This window comes from Pseudomonas sp. BF-B-15, from assembly GCF_019946675.1.
Classification (GTDB): domain Bacteria; phylum Pseudomonadota; class Gammaproteobacteria; order Pseudomonadales; family Pseudomonadaceae; genus Aquipseudomonas; species Aquipseudomonas migulae.
Genome location: NZ_JAGYFZ010000063.1, coordinates 1 through 23,799 on the forward strand (window position 1 = coordinate 1; position 23,799 = coordinate 23,799).

Here is a 23,799-nt window from a genome sequence, read left to right on the forward strand (position 1 = left end):
TGTTGAGACGGCGCACATACGCGGCCGGGTCTTTCAAGCTGTCGCCGGCCGCCAGGGCCGCCTGATCGAAGAGAATGTGCGACAGGTCGCCGAAGCGCTCGTCGCTCTGCTCGTTGTCGAGCTTCTCGATCAGCGGGTGCGCCGGGTTGAATTCGAAGATCGGCTTCGAATCCGGAACCTTCTGACCGCTGGCTTCCAGGATCTGACGCATCTGCATGCCCAGGTCCTGCTCGCCGATGGCGAGAATCGCCGGGGAGTCGGTCAGACGATGGGAAACCCGCACTTCAGCCACGGATTCGCCCAGCGCAGTTTTCAGACGCTCAACCAGACCTTCTTTGGACTTGGCGACTTCTTCCGCGGCTTTCTTGTCTTCTTCCGAATCCAGGTTGCCCAGGTCGAGGTCACCGCGCGCCACGTCGACAAAGCTCTTGCCGTCGAAGTCGTTGAGGTAGCTCATCAGCCACTCGTCGATGCGGTCGGTCAGCAGCAGCACTTCGATGCCTTTCTTGCGGAAGACTTCAAGGTGCGGGCTGTTTTTGACTTGCGCGTAGGTTTCGCCGGTCAGGTAGTAAATCTTGTCCTGACCTTCCTTGGCGCGAGCCAGGTATTCGGCCAGACCCACAACCTGCTCGCCTTCTTCGCCTTGAGTGGACGCAAAACGCAGCAGGCCGGCGATTTTCTCTTTGTTGGCGAAGTCTTCAGCCGGGCCTTCTTTCATGACCTGACCGAAGTTCTTCCAGAAGCCTTTGTATTGCTCTGGCTCGTTCTTCGCCAGTTTTTCCAGCATGTCCAGCACGCGCTTGGTCAGCGCCGACTTCATGGAGTCGATGATCGGGTCTTTCTGCAGGATTTCCCGCGACACGTTCAGCGACAGGTCATTGGAATCGACCACGCCCTTGATGAAGCGCAGGTACAGCGGCAGGAACGACTCGGCCTGGTCCATGACGAACACACGCTGCACGTACAGCTTCAGGCCTTTCGGCGCTTCACGCTGGTACAGGTCGAAAGGAGCGCGGGTCGGCACGTAGAGCAGCGAGCTGTATTCGAGCTTGCCTTCGACCTTGTTGTGGCTCCAGCTCAGCGGGTTTTCGAAATCGTGAGCAATGTGTTTGTAGAACTCCTGGTATTCCTCGTCCTTGATCTCGGTACGAGGACGGGTCCACAGGGCGCTGGCGCGGTTGACGGTTTCCCACTCAACAGCCGGCTTCTCTTCGCCTTCAGCCGCTGCCACTTCTTTCGGCAACTCGATCGGCAAAGCGATGTGATCGGAGTACTTCTTGATGATGTTGCGCAGACGCCAGCCATCGGCGAACTCGTCTTCACCGGACTTCAGGTGCAGGACGATGCGAGTACCACGATCGGCTTTCTCGACGGTGGCAACTTCGAAATTACCTTCGCCCTGCGACGACCAGTGCACGCCTTCGCTGGCGGCAGCACCGGCACGACGGCTGAACACGTCGACTTTGTCGGCGACGATGAAGGCAGAGTAGAAACCCACGCCGAACTGACCGATCAGGTGCGAATCCTTTTTCTGATCGCCCGTCAGGTGTTTCATGAAATCGGCGGTGCCGGATTTGGCGATGGTGCCCAGGTGGGTGATCGCATCTTCACGGCTCATGCCGATGCCGTTGTCTTCGAGGGTGACGGTTTTAGCGTCCTTGTCGAAGCTCACACGGATTTTCAGTTCGGCGCCACCTTCCAGCAACTCAGGCTTGGACAGGGCTTCGAAACGTAATTTGTCGACAGCGTCAGAGGCGTTCGAGATCAATTCGCGAAGGAAGATTTCCTTGTTGGAATACAGCGAATGGATCATGAGGTGCAGCAGCTGCTTCACCTCGGTCTGGAAGCCCAGGGTTTCCTTTTGAGTTTCCACACTCATGGTCATCAAACTCCAATCAGATGGCAGTGGCCGCGACCTAGAGGGTCGGCGGCGGGTTGTCATCAAAGTTGGGGGCTCGGATCAGGATTTCAAGGGCTCATCGATTTTGAAGTGGGCGCGGGCCGTGGCGATGGGTTCGGATTCGGTGCTTTGCCAGGCGGTCACTGCCACGTTTGCGACACGCCGCCCCTGACGGCACACCTGGCAGCGCGCCCACGTATCGCGAAACTGTCCGGCGCGCAGGTAGTCGAGGGAAAAATCGATGATCTTCGGCACACCCGGTGAACCGGTGAAAATCAGCAGGTGCAAGGCGGCAGACAGCTCCATGAACCCGGCAATGACGCCGCCATGAATCGCCGGCAGTAAAGGGTTACCAATGTTGTCCTTGTTCGCCGGCAGACGAAACAGCAGGTCATCCCCCACCCGCGAACACTCAATACCGATCAGTTTGGCGTAGGGAATCAGATGCAGCAGCGAGGCATAGTCGCCCTGCTCATGGGCCTGTTGCAGTTGTTCCTTGAAGTTGTCGGTCATTTCGCACCTCCGGCGATTGCGCCACCAAACCCTTTGGTGCCTTTGACGCCCTTGCCCATGCGCATGAACGTGCCGACGACATGGGCGATGGGCTGCTCGGGATCGTCCTGATAAGCAAAGCCACGGGCGAAAATCACGTCGGTGGTGACCCGGTAGCACTGGGCAAAACCATAGACGTCCTTATGCGGTTCGGCGGCATGCATGTAGTCGATGCGCAGGTCGAGGGTCGGGCAGACTTCGAATTCGGGCAGCACGCAGAGTGTGGCCATGCCGCACGCGGTGTCCATCAGGGAGGTCAATGCCCCGCCATGGATCACGCCGGTTTGCGGATTGCCGACAATTTGCGGGCTGTACGGCAGGATGACCGTCAGTCCATCGCTGCTGGCGCTGTGAACGCGCAAACCAAGTACCTGGCAATGCCTGAGCGCCGAAAGGAATCGCGTCGCGCGCTCAAAAACGGGGTTTTCGGCCATGTGATAAACACTCTTCTTAGTACTCGGAGATTGTATTAGGTGTATTCGTAAAAGTTCCCGTAGGAATAATCTTATATATCTGAACGAATTGAGGAACTTAACCCTGATGTCCACGCTCGAAAGGCCAGATAGATATTTTCCATAAGGAGAAACACCCCATGCGTAAGACTTTAGCTATTGCCTTGATGTTGACCGCTTCCCTCGGTCTCGCTGCCTGCGATAAAAAATCCGAGGACAAAGCTCAAGAAGCCGAGAAACATGCTGAGCAAGCTCAGCAAGACATGAGCAAAGCTCAGGATAAAGTGAACGACGCTGCGAAAGAAAACGCCGAAGCTGCCAAAGCTCAGGCTGAATCGGATGCAGCTGCAGCAAAAGAAGCACCTAAAAACTAAAACAGTTTTTAGCGTGAAAAAGAAAACCCGCCAAGTGCGGGTTTTCTTTTGCCTGTCATTTGTCTTGTTAGAGCAAAATAGTTCTAAAAGTCGGACTAATCATCAATAGCAGCGAACACACTAACCCGACAAACCACACCAGACTCCGCTGCCAGGCCAGATCACTCCAATAGCACACTAAGTAAATGACCCGCGTAATCACAAAGATGATTGCCAGCGTATCAATCAGCCAGCCCGCCGTTTGCGTGGTGTGCGCCATCAACACCCCCACGGCAAACAATATAAACGCCTCAAAACAGTTCTGATGAGCTGCCACTGCGCGGGCGCCAAACCCCGTGAGTTGTGCCTGTTGCTGGCGCGGCAGATGATTGTCGTAACCGCCCTGCTCTTTCATGGCCCTGGCCACCGGCATGCGGGCCACATAGATCAGCAAGGCACTGATAAACACACACCAGAACGGAATACTCATCAAGCGGCCTCTCGGTTCGCCTCGGGCAATGGCGCCTCTGTAGGGGTATAGACCATCACGTCGAGAACGTCGGAATGAAACTCCCGGCGATACAGCACCAGCACCACGCCAGCGCTCATCAGCATGAACAACCAGGGGCTGACGAACCACGCCAGCATGGTCATGCCGAAGTAATAGGAACGCAGGCCGAAGTTGAACTGGTTGGCGGCCATGGAGATGACACGCGCCGCCCGTGCGGCAAAGGCTTTACGCTCCTGCTCGGAAACATGCCGCTCGCCGACCATGGGGGCCGACCCCACAAGAATTGCAGCGAAGTTGTACTGACGCATGCACCAGCTGAACGTGAAGAACGCATACACAAACACCAGCGCCAGACACAGCAACTTGATCTCCGACATGCCCTGGGAGGCCTGTTGCACCATCGGGATGTCCGCCAGCAACGACACCGCCCTTTCCGACGCACCGAGCACGGTGAGAATGCCGGCCAGGATAATCAGTGTGCTGGAGGCGAAGAACGAAGCGTTGCGCTCCAGATTGCCGATCACACTGGCATCGGCGATGCGGTTGTCACGCATCAGCATGCGGCGCATCCAGTCTTCGCGGTACAGGTGCAACACACTGGCCAGGCACGCGGTGTCGCGGCCCTTCCACGTCGCATAACGGGTGTAGCCGCCCCAGCAGATGACAAACCAGATGGCGGCAAGAATGTGGATCAGGTTGGCGTGGATGAACGACATGCAGGTCCTTGTGAGACGTTGGTTGAATCTGTAGGAGCGAGGCTTGCCCGCGAAGGCGGTGTACCTGTCGAAAATTAGGTCGAATGTTACCCCCTCTTCGCGGGCAAGCCTCGCTCCTACAGGTAGTGCTTCGACGTTAGCTGACAAAAAAAGACACTGCCTCACGCGCATAAAAAATGCCCCGTATCGATTGATACGGGGCATTTCCATGTTCGCTCAAGACCCGCTTATGGCGGGCCGTGATACGCCTTAAGCCAGCGCTTCTTCGCGCTTGCCCAGCATGCGGTCGCAAACCACCGCAACCACCAGGGTCATGACCGACGGCACCAGCCACGCCAGGCCCTGCTCACTCAGCGGCAAATGCGCCAATTGCATCGGCATCCAGTCCGCCAGACCCGCGCCCTTGAGCGCGTCGATCAGGCCGAAGATGAACGACACCAACATCACCGGACCGACGATGCGGCCCTGCTCATGCCAGAAGTCCTTGCAGAAGCTCAGGGCGACCAGCGCGATGCACGGCGGGTAGATCGCGGTGAGGACCGGGATCGAGAACGCGATCAGCTTGGTGAGGCCCAGGTTGGACACCAGCAGGGAGAACGCGGCGAGGATGATGACCAAGGTCTTGTAGGACAGTGGCAGCACACGACTGAAGTATTCGGCACAGGCGCACGTCAGACCGACCGCTGTGACCAGGCAGGCCAACGAAATCAGCACGGCGAGGAAACCACTGCCCAAGGAACCGAATGTGTGTTGAACGTAGGCGTGCAACACCGCCGCGCCGTTGGTCGCACCGGCGGCCACTTCATGGCTGCCCGAACCGAGGCGAAACAGGCTGACGTACACCAGCGCCAGACCGACGCCGGCAATCAGCCCGGCAATGATCGCGTAACGGGTGATCAGCGCCGGAGAATCCACGCCACGGGAGCGGATGGCGTTGACGATAACGATGCCGAATACCAGCGCGCCCAGGGTATCCATGGTCAGGTAACCATTGATGAAGCCCTGGGAAAACGGTGCCGCGACATACTCGGGCGTCGCCACGCCGATATCACCGGCCGGCAACGCGAACGCGGCGATGCCGAGGGCGGCCAGGGCGATAATCTTCAGCGGTGCGAGGAAACGTCCTACGGTGTCCAGCAAACGACCCGGGTAGAGCGAGATGAAGAACACCAGCAAGAAGTACACCGAGCTATAGAGGAACAGCGCCAGCGGGCTTTCGCCGGTCAGCGGCGCCAGGCCCACTTCGAACGATACGGTCGCGGTGCGCGGCGTCGCGAACAGCGGGCCAACGGCGAGGTAGCACGCAGCGGCCAGCAAGCCACCGGCGACTTTGCCGATCGGGCTGCTCAAGGCATCCATCGCGCCACCGACCTTGGCCAGGGCAACAACGGTGATCACCGGCAGACCGACCGCGGTGATCAGAAAGCCCAGCGCCGCCATCCAGACATGAGGCCCGGACTGCAAACCGACGATAGGCGGGAAGATGATGTTGCCAGCCCCGACGAACAGGGCAAACGTCATAAAACCAAGTGCCAGGATGTCCTGGCCTTTCAACACTTTCATTAAGGAAATACCACACTACTGAATCGGAATTTAGAGAGGGATTTCCCTTATGGGTGAGGGAAATGCTGTCGACCCGTATAGGACCGACCCTTTAGCGCGAAGCTTCCTTGTGGGATGCGGACGCAAAAATGGCGGCTAGCCTAACGAATTTGAGCGACAAACGCACTGTTAGAGGGCGAACTATCCGATCTGCGACATTTCCGTGTCGCGTTTTTGCATGTTAATGGTAGATGCCTGTAAGTACGCCTTCGCGGGCAAGCCTCGCTCCTACAGGTTCTTCGTCGATCACAAGTACGGCAAACGACGAAAAACCTGTAGGCGCGAGCGGGCGGCGCTCCGACTTGCCCGCGAAGGGGTCGGCACCAACGATACAAACCCCGGAAACGACAAAGGCCACCCGAAGGTGGCCTTTGTTTGGTGAAGCGTCAGTTAAGCGCGAGGCTTACTTGACAGCCCAACCAGTCAGCTCGGCCAGGGCCTTGCCGATGTCTGCCAGCGAACGCACGGTTTTAACGCCTGCGTCTTGCAGTGCAGCGAACTTCTCGTCTGCAGTGCCTTTGCCGCCAGAGATGATTGCGCCAGCATGGCCCATGCGCTTGCCCGGAGGAGCAGTCACACCAGCGATGTAGGAAACAACCGGCTTGGTCACGTGTGCCTTGATGTAGGCAGCCGCTTCTTCTTCAGCCGAACCGCCGATCTCACCGATCATCACGATCGCTTCGGTCTTCGGGTCTTCCTGGAACAGCTTCAGGATGTCGATGAAGTTCGAACCCGGGATCGGGTCACCGCCGATGCCGACGCAAGTCGACTGACCGAAACCGGCGTCAGTAGTTTGCTTCACAGCTTCGTAGGTCAGGGTGCCGGAACGGGAAACGATACCGACCTTGCCTGGCAAGTGAATGTGACCTGGCATGATGCCGATCTTGCATTCGCCTGGGGTGATCACGCCTGGGCAGTTAGGGCCGATCAGGGTGATACCCAGCTCGTCGCACTTAACTTTAGCGTCCAGCATGTCCAGGGTAGGAATGCCTTCGGTGATGCAAACGATCAGCTTGATGCCGCCGAATGCTGCTTCCAGGATGGAGTCCTTGCAGAAAGGAGCTGGAACGTAGATCACGCTGGCGGTGGCGCCAGTGGCAGCTACAGCGTCTTTCACGGTGTTGAACACTGGCAGACCCAGGTGCTCGGTGCCGCCTTTACCAGGAGTTACACCACCAACCATCTTGGTGCCGTACTCGATGGCTTGCTGGGTGTGGAAACTACCTTGCGAACCGGTAATACCCTGGCAGATAACTTTGGTGTCTTTATTGATCAGGACGCTCATTATTTGCCCTCCGCAGCTTTAACGACTTGTTGAGCAGCGTCGGTCAGGCTGGTAGCAGCGATGATGTTCAAACCGCTTTCTGCCAGTACTTTAGCGCCCAGCTCAGCGTTGTTGCCTTCAAGGCGAACAACAACCGGGATTTTCACGCCGACTTCTTTCACAGCGCCGATGATGCCTTCGGCAATCATGTCGCAACGAACGATGCCGCCGAAGATGTTGACCAGTACTGCAGCGACGTTAGTGTCGGACAGGATGATCTTGAACGCTTCGGTAACGCGTTCTTTGGTAGCACCGCCGCCCACGTCGAGGAAGTTGGCTGGTTTGCCGCCATGCAGGTTGACGATGTCCATGGTACCCATGGCCAGGCCAGCACCGTTGACCATGCAACCGATGTTGCCTTCCAGCGCTACGTAGTTCAGTTCGAACTTGGCAGCGTGCGCTTCGCGCGGATCGTCTTGCGACGGATCGTGGAAAGTCTTCAGCTTAGGCTGACGGTACATGGCGTTGGCGTCGATGTTGATCTTGGCGTCGAGGCAATGCAGATCGCCGTCAGCCTTGATCACCAGCGGGTTCACTTCCAGCAGAGCCAGGTCGTGATCCTTGAACAGCTTGGCCAGACCTACGAAGATCTTGGCGAACTGAGCAACCTGCTTGCCTTCCAGACCCAGCTGGAATGCCAGCTCGCGACCCTGGAATGGCTGAGCGCCAACCAGTGGATCGATAGTGGCTTTCAGAATTTTTTCTGGAGTGTCGTGAGCGATTTTCTCGATGTCCACGCCACCTTCGGTGGAAGCCATGAACACGATACGACGGCTCGAACGGTCAACGACAGCGCCCAGGTACAGCTCTTTAGCGATATCAGTGCACGATTCAACCAGGATCTTGGTGACTGGCTGACCATTGGCGTCAGTCTGGTAAGTCACCAGACGCTTGCCCAGCCACTGCTGTGCGAAGGCTTTGGCGTCTTCTTTGCTGCGAACCAGCTTAACGCCGCCCGCTTTACCGCGACCACCAGCGTGGACCTGGGCTTTGACAACCCACTCGGTGCCGCCGATTTTGTCGCAAGCTTCTGCTGCTGCTTCCGGGGTGTCTACCGCATAACCGGTGGAAACTGGCAGGCCGTATTCAGCGAACAGCTGCTTACCCTGATACTCGTGAAGATTCATGCTTATTACCGTCTTCGTTAGGTACTGCGCATTCGGTGCTGCACTTGTTCAAGTGCCGCACCACCTGTGACTGCTGCTTGCGTAGCCTTTCCGGATACCCGGTGCAGCCACGCAAGACTGCGTCCAGCGGATATTCCGCGGTGAGTCTTGCATGCAAGGCTCACGACGGGCCATACCGCCGTGGTTTCTTATTGTCTTAACGCTTCTTGCGGTTGGCGATGTGGATGGCGCCGCCATTCACAGCCAAAGCTGCTTCGTGCAAGGCTTCAGACAGGGTCGGATGGGAGAAAACCATCATGCCCAGGTCTTCAGCGCTGGTGCCGAATTCCATGCCGATCGCGCCCTGCTGAACCAGTTCTGCAGCGCTCGGGCCAATCACGTGGACGCCCAATACGCGGTCAGTCTTGGCATCGGCAATGACTTTCACGAAACCGCCGGTGTCGTTGGCTGCCATGGCACGGCCACTGGCTGCGAACGGGAAGGTGCCAACGTTAACTTCAACGCCTTCAGCCTTCAAGGTCTGCTCGGTTTTGCCGACCCATGCGATTTCCGGGTGAGTATAAATAACCGAAGGGATCAGGTCATAGTTGATTTGCGCTTTGTGGCCCTTGATGCGCTCAACCACCATGATGCCTTCTTCGGACGCCTTGTGCGCCAGCATCATGCCGCGAACCACGTCACCGATCGCGTAAACGCCCGGTACGCTGGTGGCGCACTGGTCGTCAACGAATACGAAACCGCGCTCGTCGATGGTCACACCGCTGTCGGCAGCCAACAGTTCGGTGGTCACTGGACGGCGACCAACGGCAACGATCAGCTTGTCAAAGGTGATGCTCTGTTCGCCGTTGGCGTCGGTGTAGTTCACAACGACTTCGTCGCCGTTCACTTTGGAACCGGTGACGCGAGCGCCCAGCTTGATGTCCAGACCTTGCTTGGTCAGGGTTTTGTAGGCTTCTTTGGAAACGGCGTCGTCAGCAGCTGGCAGGAACTTCTCCAGCGCTTCCAGAACAACCACTTCAGCGCCCAGGCGCGACCATACCGAACCCAGTTCCAGACCGATTACGCCAGCGCCGATAACGCCCAGACGCTTGGGTACGGATTGGAATTCCAGTGCGCCGGTCGAATCGACGATCACTTTCTGGTCAACCGGAGCCGGTGGAATGTCGATCGGACGCGAACCCGAAGCCAGAATCACGTTCTCGGCTTCGATGATTTCAACGCTGCCGTCTGGCTTGGTCAGTTCGACTTTCTTGCCGGCCAGCAGTTTGCCGTGGCCTTGCAGGGAAGTGACGCCGTTCGCCTTGAACAGGGTGGCAACGCCAGAGGTCAGGCCTTTGACGATGTTGGCTTTACGGCCAACCATTGCCGACACGTCCATGGTCACGCCAGCGTGATTGATACCGTGGATCGCGAAGCCTTCTTTGGCTTCCTTGTATTTCCAGGAGCTGTCCAGCAGCGCCTTGGATGGAATGCAACCGACGTTCAGGCAAGTACCGCCGAGGGCCAGTTTGCCTTCCTTGTCGGTGTATTTCTCGATGCAGGCAGTGGTGAGGCCCAGTTGCGCTGCTTTAATGGCAGCCACGTAACCGCCAGGGCCCGCGCCAATCACTACCACGTCGAATTTCTGAGTCATGTGTCATTCCTTCTCGAATCAAACCGGACGGCCCCTTATGGGGACCGTCGTGGGACGAAGCTGGTCATTACAGACGGGCCGCCATCCTGCACGGCCCATGCAACGAAATCAGATATCCAGCAGCAAACGAGCCGGGTCTTCCAGCAGGTTCTTGATGGTAACCAGGAAGGTCACAGCTTCTTTGCCATCGATCAGACGGTGATCGTAGGACAGAGCCAGGTACATCATCGGACGGATTACGACCTGACCGTTGATCGCCATAGGACGCTGCAGAATGTTGTGCATGCCCAGGATGGCCGCTTGCGGCGGGTTGACGATCGGAGTCGACATCATCGAACCGAAGGTACCACCGTTGGTGATGGTGAACGTACCGCCGGTCATTTCGTCCATCGACAGCTTGCCGTCGCGAGCCTTCTTGCCGAAGGTGGCGATGCCGCCTTCGATTTCAGCCAGGCTCATCAGTTCGGCGTTACGCAGAACCGGTACAACCAGGCCGCGGTCGCTGGAAACAGCAACGCCGACGTCAGCGTAGCCGTGGTAAACGATGTCGCCACCGTCGATCGATGCGTTGACAGCCGGGAAGCGTTTCAGCGCTTCGGTGGCAGCCTTGACGAAGAACGACATGAAGCCCAGGCGTACGCCGTTGTGGGACTTCTCGAACAGGTCCTTGTACTTCGAACGCAGAGCCATGACTTCGGTCATGTCGACTTCGTTGAAGGTGGTCAGCATCGCCATGTTCGACTGAGCTTCTACCAGGCGCTTGGCCACGGTAGCGCGAACGCGGGTCATCGGTACGCGCTTCTCGATGCGGTCGCCAGCGGCGAACACAGGAGCAGCGCCAGCTGGAGCGGCAGCCTTGGCAGGCGCGGCAGCCGGAGCGGCTTTCTTGGCAGCAACGGCTGCAACCACGTCTTCCTTGGTCACACGACCGCCTTTGCCGGTGCCGGCAACGGAAGCGATGTTGATGCCGTTTTCTTCAGCCAGCTTGCGAGCAGCCGGTGCAGCAACAGGATCGTCTTCGCCTTCGGCGGCTGGTGCAGCAGCCTGCGCAGCGGCCGGAGCAGCAGCGGCAGCCGGAGCAGCGGCAGCAGCGCCGCCTTCAACGATGGAGCCCAGGACTTCGTCGGACAGAACGGTGTCGCCTTCGTTCTTGACGATAGCGCCCAGCACGCCGTCAGCAGTGGCCAACACTTCCAGCACAACCTTGTCGGTTTCGATATCGACGATCAGGTCGTCACGCTTTACAGCGTCGCCCGGTTGCTTGTGCCAGGTGGCAACGGTGCCATCGGCAACCGATTCCGGGAAAGTGGGGGCTTTGATTTCGATAGCCATTATCTGTGAGTCCTTAAATTCGGTTTCAGGTGCGCGAAGGCGTTAAACAGTAAAGGCGTCTTGCAGCAGTTTTTCCTGCTGCTCAGCGTGCATCGATGCGTAACCGCATGCAGGTGCAGCAGAAGCCTCACGGCCCGCGTACTCAAGTACGAGAGACTTGTTGAGATTGCTGATGCTACGACGCATGTGGTGTTGGCTGCAGTACCACGCACCCTGGTTCATCGGCTCTTCCTGGCACCACACGGCATTTTTGACGTTGGTGTAAGGAGCCAGGACTTCTTTCAAGTCGTCCTCAGGGAATGGGTACAGTTGCTCGATACGCACGATGGCGATGTCATCACGACCTTCGGCACGGCGTTTTTCCAGCAGGTCGTAGTAGACCTTGCCGCTACACAGAACAACGCGCTCGACCTTTTTCGGGTCCAGTGCATCGATTTCCGGGATAACGGTCTGGAACGAACCTTCGGCCAGATCTTCCAGAGTCGAGATGGCCAACTTGTGACGCAGCAGCGACTTCGGAGTCAGAACGATCAATGGCTTGCGCAGCGGGCGAATCACCTGACGACGCAGCAAGTGGTAGATCTGAGCCGGCGTAGTCGGTACGGCTACCTGAATGTTGTGCTCGGCGCACAGTTGCAGGTAACGCTCCAGACGAGCCGACGAGTGCTCCGGACCCTGACCTTCATAACCGTGCGGCAGCAGCATGGTCAGACCGCAGAGACGGCCCCACTTGTGCTCGCCACTGGTGATGAACTGGTCGATAACCACCTGGGCACCGTTGGCGAAGTCGCCGAACTGGGCTTCCCAGATCACCAGCGCTTCAGGCGTGGTGGTCGAATAACCGTACTCGAACGCCAGAACCGCTTCTTCGGACAGGAACGAATCGTACAGGTCGAAACGTGGTTGGCCGTTGTACAGGTTCTGCAACGGGATGTAGGTACCCGCGTCTTTCTGGTTGTGCAAGACAGCGTGACGGTGCGAGAACGTACCGCGACCGATGTCCTGACCCGTCATGCGAATCGGGTGACCTTCGAACGCCAGGGTCGCGTACGCCATGGTTTCGGCGTAACCCCAGTTGATCGGCAGGCCGCCGGCTTGCATCTTCTGACGGTCTTCGTAGATTTTCGAAACCTGGCGCTGAACCACGAAGCCTTCTGGAATTTCCAGCAGCTTGGCGGACAGTTCCTGCAAGGTCTTCAGATCGAAACGCGTGTCGTGACGTGCAGTCCAGGCGTGGCCCAGGTACGGACGCCAGTCCACGAACAACTCTTTGTTCGGCTCTTTGACCAGGCTTTTTACAACATGCAGACCGTTGTCCAGCGCGTTGCGGTATTCGTCGACTTTCGACTGAACACGCTCAACGTCCAGCACACCGCTCTGAGTCAGGCGATCGGCATACAGTTCACGGGTGGTGCGCTGTTTGGTGATCTGCTGGTACATCAGAGGCTGGGTGCCGCTAGGCTCGTCGGCTTCGTTGTGGCCGCGACGACGGTAGCAGACCAGGTCGATCACCACGTCACGCTTGAATTGCATGCGGTAGTCGATGGCCAGCTGGGTCACGAACAACACGGCTTCCGGATCATCACCATTCACATGGAGGATCGGCGCCTGGATCATCTTCGCAACGTCGGTCGCGTACTCGGTGGAACGCGAGTCCAGCGGGTTGCTGATGGTGAAACCGACCTGGTTGTTGATCACGATGTGCACGGTGCCGCCGGTCTTGAAACCGCGGGTCTGCGACATCTGGAAGGTTTCCATCACCACGCCCTGACCGGCGAATGCCGCGTCACCGTGGATGGAGATCGGCAGAACCTTCTCACCGGTAGGGTCGTTACGACGATCCTGACGGGCGCGAACCGAACCTTCGACCACTGGAGATACGATTTCCAGGTGGGACGGGTTGAACGCCATGGCCAGGTGAACTTCACCGCCGGCGGTCATCACGTTGGACGAGAAGCCCTGGTGGTATTTAACGTCACCGGAACCCAGCTCGACCTTCTTCTTGCCTTCGAACTCGTCGAACAGCTCACGCGGGTTCTTGCCGAAGGTGTTGACCAGCACGTTCAGACGACCACGGTGGGCCATGCCGATCACGATTTCCTTGGTGCCGTAGGAACCGGAACGCTGGATCAACTCGTCGAGCATCGGAATCAGGCTTTCGCCGCCTTCCAGACCGAAACGCTTGGTGCCCGGGTATTTGGTGCCCAGGTATTTTTCCAGGCCTTCACCGGCAGTGACGCGCTCGAGCAGGTGGCTCTTGATGTCGGCGGAGTACGTCGGACGACCACGCACGCTTTCCAGACGCTGCTGGAACCACTGGCGCTGCTCGGAATCGGTGATATGCGTGAATTCAGCGCCGATGGTGCGGCAATATGTCTGCTGCAACGCTTCGTGAATTTCGCGTAGGCTCGCCTCCTCTTTGCCGATGAACAGGTCGCCGGCACGGAAGGTCGTATCAAGATCGGCATTGGTCAAGCCGTAATGATTGATTGACAGGTCTGCAGGTGCAGGACGCTGCCACAGTCCCAGCGGGTCAAGCTGAGCTGCCTGGTGGCCACGCATACGGTAGGCCTGGATCAATCGCAGCACTTCAACTTGCTTCTTCTCGTGCTCACTGCTCACGCTGCCGGCGGAAACCGGTTGGGCGCGGCGCTGGTTCTTTGCCAGCAAGACGAAATGATCGCGAATTGTGGAGTGCGAAACATCGGTGGCAGAGTTGCCTTCGGTCGGCAACTTCTGAAAGTAGGTGCGCCACTCTTCTGGCACAGCGTTAGGGTCGTGCAGGTAGAGCTCATAAAGCTCTTCCACATAGGCAGCGTTACCTCCGGAAAGGTAGGCGCTGTTCCACATGCGCTGCATCACGCTTTCTTGCATGCTTGGTCACCCTCGGTTAGGGGAACACCATCGGCGTCGACACCGAGCAAACTTGCAGAAGTCCGAATGCAGCGACCAAAACAAGCCACTTAGGATCACGCTGATAGTCCGGGTACCAGCCCGGATGCCCCTGCTTGTCTCATTTCTTCAAAATAAGAGCGGCAGCTTTGTGAGCTGCTGCTCAGGTTAAAACTACGGCGCCGGTTGAAGCCTGCGCCGTAGCATCTACGGGTACAGCGGTCCTACGGGTACTGCTGAATCACACGCCGCTTTGCAGCAACATGTGACGTACGTGACCGATGGCCTTAGTCGGGTTCAGGCCTTTCGGACAAACGTTTACACAGTTCATGATCCCGCGGCAGCGGAATACGCTGAACGGGTCATCCAGCGCAGCCAGACGCTCGGATGTCTTGGTGTCGCGGCTGTCTGCCAGGAAGCGATACGCTTGCAGCAGAGCAGCTGGACCCAGGAACTTGTCCGGGTTCCACCAGAAGGACGGGCAAGAGGTCGAGCAGCAAGCGCACAGGATGCACTCGTACAGACCGTCGAGCTTTTCACGCTCTTCAGGAGACTGCAGACGCTCGATGGCCGGAGCCGGCGTGTCGTTCTGCAGGTATGGCTTAACCTTTTCGTATTGCTTGTAGAAGATGCTCATATCGACGACCAGGTCACGGATAACCGGCAAACCTGGCAGCGGACGAACGATCAGCTTGTTACCTTTTACGACAGAAGACAGCGGCGTGACGCATGCCAGAGCGTTTTTGCCGTTGATGTTCATGCCGTCGGAACCGCAAACGCCTTCACGGCAAGAGCGACGATAGGAGAAGCCTTCGTCCTGCTCTTTGATCAGGGCCAGCACGTCCAGGACCATCAGGTCTTTACCACCGGTATCGACCTGGAATTCCTGCATGAACGGCGCGGCGTCCTGATCAGGGTTGTAGCGATAAACACTGACTTGCAACATGGCGGCCACCCTTAATAAGTCCGAATCTTAGGTTCAAAAGTCGGAACAGTCTTCGGCGAGAAGTTCACAGCACGCTTGGTCACGCGCTTGTCACCCGGGAAGTACAGGGTGTGGCACAGCCAGTTTTCGTCGTCGCGATCTTCGTAGTCTTCACGGGCGTGAGCGCCGCGGGACTCTTTGCGGATCTCTGCAGCGATGGCGGTGGCTTCGGCCACTTCCAGCAGGTTCTGCAGTTCCAGGGCTTCGATTCGAGCAGTGTTGAACGCCTGGCTCTTGTCGTTGATCTTGACGTTGGCGATACGGCCACGCAGATCAGCCAGCTGAGCGATACCCTTCTGCATGTATTCGCCGGTACGGAACACACCGAAGTAGTTCTGCATGCAGCTTTGCAGTTCTTTACGCAGGGTAGCGACGTCTTCGCCTTCGGTACGCGAGTTCAGGCCATCGAGACGTGCCAGGGCAGCGTCGATGTCGGACTGGCGTGGACGGGCGTAATCAACGCCTTCTTTCAGGGTCTGCTCCAGGAACAGACCGGCCGCACGGCCGAATACCACCAGGTCGAGCAGCGAGTTGCCGCCCAGACGGTTGGCACCGTGAACCGATACGCACGCCACTTCGCCTACTGCGAACAGACCAGGAATGATCTGGTCAACGCCGTCAGCGTCCTGAGTGATTGCCTGGCCATGAATGTTGGTGGCAACGCCGCCCATCATATAGTGGCAGGTTGGAACGACCGGAATCGGCGCCACGGCTGGATCGACGTGAGCGAAGGTCTTGGACAGTTCCATGATGCCTGGCAGACGGCTGTGCAGAACTTCTTCACCGAGGTGATCGAGTTTCAGCATTACGTGGTCGCCATCCGGACCACAACCGTTGCCGGCGATGATTTCTTTAACCATCGAACGAGCAACAACGTCACGACCAGCAAGGTCTTTGGCGTTCGGAGCATAACGCTCCATGAAACGCTCGCCGTGCTTGTTGATCAGGTAACCGCCTTCACCGCGGCAACCTTCTGTAACCAGTACACCGGCGCCGGCGATGCCGGTCGGGTGGAACTGCCACATTTCAATGTCTTGTACCGGCACGCCAGCACGCAGAGCCATGCCGACGCCGTCACCGGTGTTGATCAGGGCATTGGTGGTGGACGAGTAGATACGACCTGCACCGCCAGTCGCCAATACGGTCGCGTTAGCGCGAACGTAGGAGGTTTCACCGGTTTCGATGCAGATGACGATCATGCCGACAAAGGCACCGTCTTCGTTCTTGACCAGGTCGACGCCGTAGTATTCGTTGAGGAATACGGTGCCGGCCTTCAGGTTGGCCTGGTACAGGGTGTGCAGCAGTGCGTGACCGGTACGGTCGGCAGCGGCGCACGTACGTGCAGCCTGGCCACCTTTACCGAAGTCTTTCGACTGACCGCCGAACGGACGCTGGTAGATGCGGCCTTGTTCGGTGCGGGAGAACGGCAAGCCCATGTGCTCGAGCTCGAAGACCGCTTCCGGGCCTACGGAACACATGTATTCGATAGCGTCCTGGTCACCGATGTAGTCGGAACCCTTGACGGTATCGTACATGTGCCAGCGCCAGTCATCGTTCGGATCAGCAGACGCGATGGCGCAGGTGATACCACCCTGGGCGGATACGGTGTGCGAACGAGTCGGGAAAACCTTGGTGACAACGGCAGTCTTGTGACCGCCCTGTGCCAGCTGCAGAGCAGCGCGCATGCCAGCACCGCCGCCGCCAATGATGATGGCGTCGAACGAAAGCGTATTAACTGTAGTAGACATGAATCAGATACCCCAAAGAATCTGCACACCCCAGACGAAGTAAGCGAACATCGCAACGCCGCATACTGCCTGGAAGAGGAAACGTACAGTGGTCGCGGACTTGCCGAACGCCATTGGCGTCAGGTAGTCGGTCGCGATGGTCCACATGCCGACCCAGGCGTGAGCGCCGAGGGCAACGAGGGCCAGGAGACTGAAGATACGCATCCAGTTGTTGGCGAACAGTTCATGCCATTGGGCGTAGCCGATGCCTGGGTTGGCAACGACGTATCCGATCAGGAAGATGAAGTAAGCCGCGAGAACGACCGCAGACACACGTTGCGCCATCCAGTCATAGAGGCCCGAACGCGACAGGTTCGTGACGTTAGTTACCATATCCAAACTCCTGCCAGAACGATTACCACCACGGAAACGGCGATAACGATTTTCGAGCCCAGCTTGCCGCCTTCCAGCGTCTCACCGATGCCCATGTCCATGATCAAATGGCGCACACCGGCTACCAAGTGATACAGCAGAGCGGACAGGATGCCCCAAATCACTAGCTTGGCTAGCGGACTGGTCAGACACGCTTTCACCTGACCGAAGCCTTCCTCGGAGCTCAGCGACTTGTCCAATGCGTAAAGCATGATGGCCAGGCTGACAAAGAGGATGACACCGGAGATACGGTGAAGAATGGACGTGTAAGCAGTGACTGGGAGTTTGATGGTCCTTAGGTCTAGGTTTACAGGTCGTTGGCTTTTCACGGCTTTTTTTTCACACTGAAGAGCCCCTAACAATCAGGGCAAAGTTGTTGGGGAGTGCACTGGTCAGGTAACCACCACCCAGGGATGCGACCCCCAATGAAAGCAAGCCCAAAAGCCCTTGGCGGTCGGTGGCCGAGTATAGACAGTTAGGCTACTAATGACAACGCGTTCACCTTCCCCTAATAGCGCATTGCACAAGTTGGATAAAAGGCGTAAATGGCAGTCAATTTCGAGGAAAAAGTCCGGTTAAAGCCTTCTGGAGCAAGACTTTAGGCAAATTGACATTCGAATTTATCTCACTATAGTGGTGCGGGCCCTGCGTGGGGGGTCTGTCTGATGATTTCAAGCATAAATAGGAGGCCACATGGCTGACAAAAAAGCGCAGTTGATCATCGAGGGCGCAGCCCCCGTCGAGCTGCCCATTTTAACCGGCACCGTTGGTCCCGATGTTATCGATGTTCGGGGCCTGACGGCCACGGGCCGTTTCACCTTTGACCCTGGTTTCATGTCGACCGCTTCCTGCGAGTCGAAGATCACCTATATCGACGGCGACAACGGCATTCTGCTTCACCGCGGCTACCCGATCGAACAGCTGGCTGAAAAGTCGGACTACCTGGAAACCTGCTATCTGCTGCTCAACGGCGAACTGCCGACCGCAGAACAGAAGGCCCAGTTCGTCAGCACCGTGAAGAACCACACCATGGTTCACGAGCAGTTGAAGACCTTCTTCAACGGCTTCCGTCGCGACGCCCACCCGATGGCCGTCATGTGCGGCGTAGTCGGCGCCCTCTCGGCCTTCTACCACGACTCCCTGGACATCAATAACCCGCAGCATCGCGAAATTTCCGCGATCCGCCTGGTTGCCAAGATGCCGACCCTGGCAGCGATGGTTTACAAGTACTCCATGGGCCAACCCATGATGTACCCGCGCAACGACCTGACGTACGCGGAAAACTTCCTGCACATGATGTTCAACACCCCGTGCGAGATCAAACCGATCAGCCCGGTACTCGCCAAGGCCATGGACCGGATTTTCATCCTCCATGCCGACCACGAGCAGAACGCATCGACCTCCACCGTACGCCTGGCCGGCTCTTCGGGTGCCAACCCGTTCGCCTGTATCGCCGCCGGCATCGCTGCACTGTGGGGCCCTGCCCACGGCGGCGCGAACGAGGCTGTCCTGACCATGCTTGACGAGATTGGCGATGTGTCGAACATCGACAAGTTCATCGCCAAGGCCAAGGACAAGAACGATCCGTTCAAGTTGATGGGCTTCGGTCACCGGGTTTACAAAAACCGCGACCCACGCGCCACCGTGATGAAGAAGACCTGCGACGAAGTGCTGAAGGAACTGGGCATCCAGAACGATCCGCAACTCGAACTGGCCATGCGCCTGGAAGAGATCGCCCTGACCGACCCGTACTTCATCGAGCGCTCGCTGTACCCGAACGTCGACTTCTACTCGGGGATCATCCTCAAGGCGATCGGCATTCCAACCAGCATGTTCACCGTGATCTTCGCTCTGGCGCGGACTGTCGGCTGGATCTCCCACTGGAAAGAAATGCTCTCCAGCCCGTACAAGATTGGCCGTCCACGCCAGTTGTACACCGGCTACGAGTCGCGTGACATCACCAAGCTGGAAGACCGCAAGTAAGATCTTTCTTGCGATAGCGTGTTGAGTTGTACCGGGAACGGCCTCTATTTATATAGAGGCCGTTTTTGTTTGTGCGCTTTGGGTTGTGTGCGTATCCGTTTCTGCGGTTACGGCCACTAATGGTTTCGCCCTTACGGCGAGTCACTTGGAAGAGCCCCAAGTAACCAAGGGCTCTTGCCCCTGTCGTTCGGTGGCTCGCTAATGCTCGCCATGCCCTCGCTCCGGTCCTGCTCCGTGGGCCCGCCGCCATCGACCATCCCTGGCCGGGGGCGGCTAACCCGGCATCCATGCCGGGTTGCCCACTGCGCAGAACCTCCACTCAGCCTCTCGAGGGGGCGTGTACCGCCACAGCCGCCGAGGCGGCCTGGTAGCCGACCTGGCTCTTTGGATGCCCGCGCCGTCCTTCTTGGCTGCGTTCACTCATTCCGGACCTGTACACCAATTCTCTGTAGGAGCCGGCTTGCTGCGGGCGGCGTTCCGACGATAGCGTCCGCTCAGCCAATAAATATGTTGGATGACACACCGCCATCGCCAGCAAGCCGGCTCCTACACGGGATGGGGTTCACACGGTCAAAATTGTAGGAGCTGGCTTGCCAGCGATGGACGTCAACGATGGCGCGGGTTGTCTGGATGAGCGCGGTGTCCGGGCGTTTTTCGCGAGCAAGCTCGCTCCTACAGAGGGAACTCACTCCGGTCGTTGATTTTGCTGTTGCTTTGGCTTTTGACCTTGACCCACCCGCCCCTTCGGAAGGCTGAGTGGAGGCGTTCATCCGGGGATTGGCGCGCAGCGCCGTTCGACGCAGTCGAACTCATCGCATGTAGGTGCCAGCGAAGCCAACCGGAGGGCGATGCCCCCGGATGAATGCCGGAACGAAGGAACGCCGAGCCTTAGCGAGGGGCCGGACGCTCGGGGCGAGCCTTTTTTGCTTACTTTTTTTGGCGTTTGAAAAAAAGTGAGTCGCCGTAAGGGCGAAACCGTCAACCGCCGTTACCGCAGAAATGGATATGTACATCTGTAAGAAAATGGTCGGCTGTCAGGCCGTCCTCGCGGGCAAGCCTCGCTCCTACAAAAAGCAATGCAGCAAAAGAAATGCCCCGATCTCTCGACCAGGGCATTTCTGTTCAACACAAATTACACAGACAAACTCAAAGCCTTAGTGCGAAACCGCCCCACTCGCCCCCAACCCAGTCTGCGAACGAACAAACTGCGGGAAGAACAGCGCCCGCTCATTATCCGCAGCAGTCGACTTGTCAGTAATCGAGAAGAACCAGATCCCCACAAACGCAATGGCCATGGAGAACAGCGCCGGGTATTCATACGGGAAGACCGCCTTCTCGTGACCCAGTATCTGCACCCAGATGGTTGGCCCCAGCACCATCAAACCAACAGCACTGACCAGACCCAGCCAGCCGCCGATCATCGCACCGCGAGTCGTCAGCTTCTTCCAGTACATCGAAAGCAGCAGCACCGGGAAGTTACAGCTCGCTGCGATGGAGAACGCCAGGCCCACCATGAACGCAATGTTCTGCTTCTCGAACAGAATACCCAGACCGATCGCCAGCACCGCCAGGGCGATGGTGGTGATTTTCGAGACACGAATCTCGTCCTTCTCGTTGGCCTTGCCTTTCTTGATCACGCTGGCATACAGGTCGTGAGACACCGCCGAAGCACCGGCCAGGGTCAGACCGGCAACCACTGCCAGAATGGTCGCGAACGCTACCGCCGAGATGAAGCCCAGGAAGATACTGCCACCGACCGCGTTGGCCAGGTGCACCGCCGCCATGTTGTTGCCGCCCAACAGCGCGCCAGCCGCATCTTTGAAGGCCGGGTTGGTGCTGACCAGCAGGATCGCGCCGAAGCCGATGATGAAGGTCAGGATGTAGAAGTAACCAATGAAGCCGGTTGCATACAGCACGCTCTTACGGGCTTCTTTTGCGTCACTCACGGTGAAGAAGCGCATCAGGATGTGTGGCAGGCCAGCAGTACCGAACATCAGAGCCAGACCCAGGGAGAACGCGGAGATCGGGTCTTTCACCAGACCGCCCGGGCTCATGATCGCCTCACCTTTAGGGTGAACCTTGATCGCCTCGGAGAACAGTGCGCTGAAGTCGAAGTTGACGTGCTTCATCACCATCAGCGCCATGAACGAGGCACCGGACAGCAACAGCACAGCCTTGATGATTTGCACCCAAGTGGTCGCCAGCATGCCGCCGAACAGCACGTACATGCACATCAGGATACCGACCAGGATCACCGCAACGTGATAGTCGAGACCGAACAGCAGCTGGATCAGCTTGCCGGCACCAACCATTTGCGCGATCAGGTAGAACGCCACCACCACCAGCGAACCGCAAGCGGACAGCGAACGGATCTGGGTTTGCCCGAGGCGGTAGGACGCCACGTCGGCAAAGGTGTATTTACCCAGGTTACGCAGACGCTCGGCGATCAGGAACAGAATGATCGGCCAGCCCACCAGGAAGCCGATCGAGTAGATCAGGCCGTCGTAGCCGGAGGTGAACACCAGCGCGGAAATACCCAGGAAGGACGCCGCGGACATGTAGTCGCCGGCAATCGCCAGACCGTTCTGGAAACCGGTGATCTTGCCGCCCGCCGCATAGTAGTCGGCCGCCGAGTTGTTTTTCTTGGAGGCCCAGTAAGTGATGTACAACGTTGCGCCGACGAACGCCACGAACATCAGGATCGCGGCCATGTTCAGGGGTTGTTTCTGTACGGCGCCGGTCAGGGCGTCAGCCGCCCAGGCGCCAGGTGCGAAAGCTGCGATGCTCAATAGAGCCATTAGACGCCGGATCATTGCTGAGCCTCCTTGAGAATCGCATTGTTCAGGTCGTCGAATTCGCCATTGGCGCGTCGAACGTAGATCCCGGTCAGGATGAAGGCCGAGACAATCAGCCCGACACCGATCGGTATGCCCCAGGTAATCGATGACTCAGGGCTGATTTTCGCGCCCAGAATATGCGGCCCGTAAGCGATCAACAGGATGAATCCGGAGTAGAGACCAAGCATGATCGCCGAAAGAATCCAGGCGAACCTTTCTCGCTTACTAACCAGCTCCTTGAAGCGCGGGCTGTTTTGAATCGAGAGGTAAATGCTGTCGTTCATTGTTTTTATCCTCGCAGCACAGATTATTGTTGGAACGGTATCCACTCTATGCGGCTGCGGGGCAGGTTCCAGACGACCTTAGTATTAGAGCGACATGACAGAATCGCCATTTTCCAGCACGGCGCAACTTCTGTAGGAGCCGGCTTGCTGGCGATGGCGATTGTGAGGACGCCATCGCCAGCAAGCCTGGCTCCTACACAAAAACAAAAAGCCCCTTGGCTGTTATGCCAAGGGGCCTTGAGAAGTGCTGACCAGAAACGTCAGCTCAAATCATTTGGTCCAGTCTGCAACGCGCTCCGGGTGCTTGGCGACCCAATCCTTCGCAGCGGCTTCAGGCTTGGCACCGTCCTGAATCGCCAGCATGACTTCGCCGATTTCGTCTTTCGACGCCCACTGGAAGTTCTTCAGGAACTTGGCCACTTCCGGCGCTTTGGTTGCCAGTTCTTTGCTGCCGATGCTGTTCACGGTTTCAGCCGCGCCATAAACGCCTTTCGGGTCTTCCAGGAAGCGCAGTTTCCACTTGGCGAACATCCAGTGCGGCACCCAACCGGTGACGGCAATGGATTCGTTTTTCTTCTCGGCACGGGTCAGCTCGGCAATCATGCCGGCGCCGGAACTGGCCTTGAGTTGGTAACCGGTCAGGTCGTAGTCCTTGATTGCCTGCTCGGTCTTGAGCATCACACCTGAACCGGCGTCGATGCCGACAATACGTTTTTTGAAGCTGTCGTCGGTTTTCAGGTCATCGAGGGTTTTAGCTTTCACGTACTCCGGCACGATCAAGCCGATTTTTGCATCCTTGAAGTTCGGGCCGTAATCGACGACCTGATCCTTGTTCTTGGTCCAGTATTCGCCGTGAGTCACCGGCAGCCAGGCGGACAGCATGGCGTCGAGTTTGCCTGTGGCCACACCCTGCCACATGATCCCGGTGGCGACGGCTTGCAGCTTCACGTCATAACCCAGTTTCTGCTTGATCACTTCGGCCGCCACGTGGGTGGTCGCGACGCTGTCGGACCAGCCGTCAACGTAACCGATGCTCAGGGTTTTGCTCTCGGCATTGGCCATCGTGGAGCCAATCGCAAGTACCAGTGCGGCACCCGCGCCTAAAAGTCGTCGCATCTTCATCGTTACTTCCCCGAAAGTGCTGCGCTCGACGGATG

20 protein-coding genes are annotated in these 23,799 nt (G+C 57.8%); 2 read left to right on the forward strand and 18 right to left on the reverse strand.

Going from position 1 to position 23,799, the window contains the following annotated elements:
• The 3 genes from htpG to KGA97_RS19465 all read right to left on the reverse strand — a co-directional run.
• Positions 1-1,879, reverse strand: a 1,879-nt coding sequence (gene htpG, locus KGA97_RS19455; RefSeq protein WP_223481309.1) for a molecular chaperone HtpG, incomplete at its 3' end; no start/stop codon positions are given.
• A gap of 81 nt (positions 1,880-1,960) precedes the next feature.
• Positions 1,961-2,413 carry a PaaI family thioesterase gene (locus tag KGA97_RS19460; protein ID WP_008032685.1) on the reverse strand — a complete coding sequence of 151 codons (453 nt, stop codon included), beginning with the start codon at positions 2,411-2,413 and terminating at the stop codon, positions 1,961-1,963.
• Positions 2,410-2,886 carry a PaaI family thioesterase gene (locus tag KGA97_RS19465; protein WP_008032683.1) on the reverse strand — a complete coding sequence of 159 codons (477 nt, stop codon included), beginning with the start codon at positions 2,884-2,886 and terminating at the stop codon, positions 2,410-2,412. Before KGA97_RS19465 ends, KGA97_RS19460 begins: the two co-directional genes overlap by 4 nt.
• 158 nt (positions 2,887-3,044) lie before the next feature.
• On the opposite strand from KGA97_RS19465, the gene KGA97_RS19470 reads away from it, so the two are divergent.
• Positions 3,045-3,278: a hypothetical protein gene (locus KGA97_RS19470; protein WP_008032682.1), complete on the forward strand. Its 234-nt coding sequence runs from the start codon at positions 3,045-3,047 to the stop codon at positions 3,276-3,278.
• Between the two features lie 67 nt (positions 3,279-3,345).
• Here KGA97_RS19470 and KGA97_RS19475 read toward each other — a convergent pair whose 3' ends face one another.
• From KGA97_RS19475 to sdhC, 12 genes are all read right to left on the reverse strand, one after another.
• On the reverse strand, positions 3,346-3,747 hold the full coding sequence (locus KGA97_RS19475) for an MAPEG family protein (protein ID WP_008039237.1): 402 nt from the start codon (positions 3,745-3,747) through the stop codon (positions 3,346-3,348).
• On the reverse strand, positions 3,747-4,484 hold the full coding sequence (locus KGA97_RS19480) for a DUF599 domain-containing protein (RefSeq protein WP_223481310.1): 738 nt from the start codon (positions 4,482-4,484) through the stop codon (positions 3,747-3,749). The genes KGA97_RS19475 and KGA97_RS19480 overlap by 1 nt, the downstream gene beginning before the upstream one ends.
• 249 nt (positions 4,485-4,733) lie before the next feature.
• Complete coding sequence (gene brnQ, locus KGA97_RS19485) at positions 4,734-6,047, reverse strand: branched-chain amino acid transport system II carrier protein (protein ID WP_223436679.1); 1,314 nt, start codon at positions 6,045-6,047, stop codon at positions 4,734-4,736.
• A gap of 442 nt (positions 6,048-6,489) precedes the next feature.
• Positions 6,490-7,371 (reverse strand): succinate--CoA ligase subunit alpha, encoded by an 882-nt coding sequence (gene sucD / locus KGA97_RS19490; RefSeq protein WP_008032672.1) that lies wholly within the window; start codon positions 7,369-7,371, stop codon positions 6,490-6,492.
• Positions 7,371-8,537 (reverse strand): ADP-forming succinate--CoA ligase subunit beta, encoded by a 1,167-nt coding sequence (sucC, locus tag KGA97_RS19495; protein WP_007898980.1) that lies wholly within the window; start codon positions 8,535-8,537, stop codon positions 7,371-7,373. The genes sucD and sucC overlap by 1 nt, the downstream gene beginning before the upstream one ends.
• A 196-nt stretch (positions 8,538-8,733) precedes the next feature.
• Complete coding sequence (gene lpdA / locus KGA97_RS19500; RefSeq protein WP_008032670.1) at positions 8,734-10,170, reverse strand: dihydrolipoyl dehydrogenase; 1,437 nt, start codon at positions 10,168-10,170, stop codon at positions 8,734-8,736.
• A 108-nt stretch (positions 10,171-10,278) separates the two neighbouring features.
• Positions 10,279-11,502 (reverse strand): 2-oxoglutarate dehydrogenase complex dihydrolipoyllysine-residue succinyltransferase, encoded by a 1,224-nt coding sequence (odhB, locus tag KGA97_RS19505; RefSeq protein WP_192226099.1) that lies wholly within the window; start codon positions 11,500-11,502, stop codon positions 10,279-10,281.
• 42 nt (positions 11,503-11,544) lie between these two features.
• Positions 11,545-14,376, reverse strand: a complete 2,832-nt coding sequence (locus tag KGA97_RS19510; RefSeq protein ID WP_008032666.1) for a 2-oxoglutarate dehydrogenase E1 component — start codon at positions 14,374-14,376, stop codon at positions 11,545-11,547.
• Between the two features lie 259 nt (positions 14,377-14,635).
• Entirely contained in the window at positions 14,636-15,340 is a 705-nt protein-coding gene (locus KGA97_RS19515) for a succinate dehydrogenase iron-sulfur subunit (protein ID WP_008032664.1), read from the reverse strand.
• Between the two features lie 11 nt (positions 15,341-15,351).
• Entirely contained in the window at positions 15,352-17,127 is a 1,776-nt protein-coding gene (sdhA, locus tag KGA97_RS19520) for a succinate dehydrogenase flavoprotein subunit (protein WP_008032662.1), read from the reverse strand.
• A 3-nt stretch (positions 17,128-17,130) separates the two neighbouring features.
• Complete coding sequence (gene sdhD / locus KGA97_RS19525; protein ID WP_008032661.1) at positions 17,131-17,499, reverse strand: succinate dehydrogenase, hydrophobic membrane anchor protein; 369 nt, start codon at positions 17,497-17,499, stop codon at positions 17,131-17,133.
• Entirely contained in the window at positions 17,493-17,867 is a 375-nt protein-coding gene (gene sdhC, locus KGA97_RS19530) for a succinate dehydrogenase, cytochrome b556 subunit (RefSeq protein ID WP_017127965.1), read from the reverse strand. Before sdhC ends, sdhD begins: the two co-directional genes overlap by 7 nt.
• 364 nt (positions 17,868-18,231) lie before the next feature.
• Here sdhC and gltA point away from each other — a divergent pair, with 364 nt between their 5' ends.
• The gene (gene gltA, locus KGA97_RS19535) at positions 18,232-19,521 is read left to right on the forward strand and encodes a citrate synthase (protein WP_008032658.1); all 1,290 of its coding nucleotides are present in this window, start codon (positions 18,232-18,234) and stop codon (positions 19,519-19,521) included.
• A gap of 1,154 nt (positions 19,522-20,675) precedes the next feature.
• On the opposite strand, the gene KGA97_RS19540 is transcribed toward gltA, so the two are convergent.
• The 3 genes from KGA97_RS19540 to KGA97_RS19550 form a co-directional block, all read right to left on the reverse strand.
• On the reverse strand, positions 20,676-22,334 hold the full coding sequence (locus KGA97_RS19540; protein WP_008026758.1) for a cation acetate symporter: 1,659 nt from the start codon (positions 22,332-22,334) through the stop codon (positions 20,676-20,678).
• On the reverse strand, positions 22,331-22,642 hold the full coding sequence (locus KGA97_RS19545; protein ID WP_008026759.1) for a DUF485 domain-containing protein: 312 nt from the start codon (positions 22,640-22,642) through the stop codon (positions 22,331-22,333). The genes KGA97_RS19540 and KGA97_RS19545 overlap by 4 nt, the downstream gene beginning before the upstream one ends.
• A gap of 270 nt (positions 22,643-22,912) precedes the next feature.
• Positions 22,913-23,764 carry a glycine betaine ABC transporter substrate-binding protein gene (locus tag KGA97_RS19550; protein WP_008039894.1) on the reverse strand — a complete coding sequence of 284 codons (852 nt, stop codon included), beginning with the start codon at positions 23,762-23,764 and terminating at the stop codon, positions 22,913-22,915.
• Between the last annotated feature and the right edge of the window lie 35 nt (positions 23,765-23,799).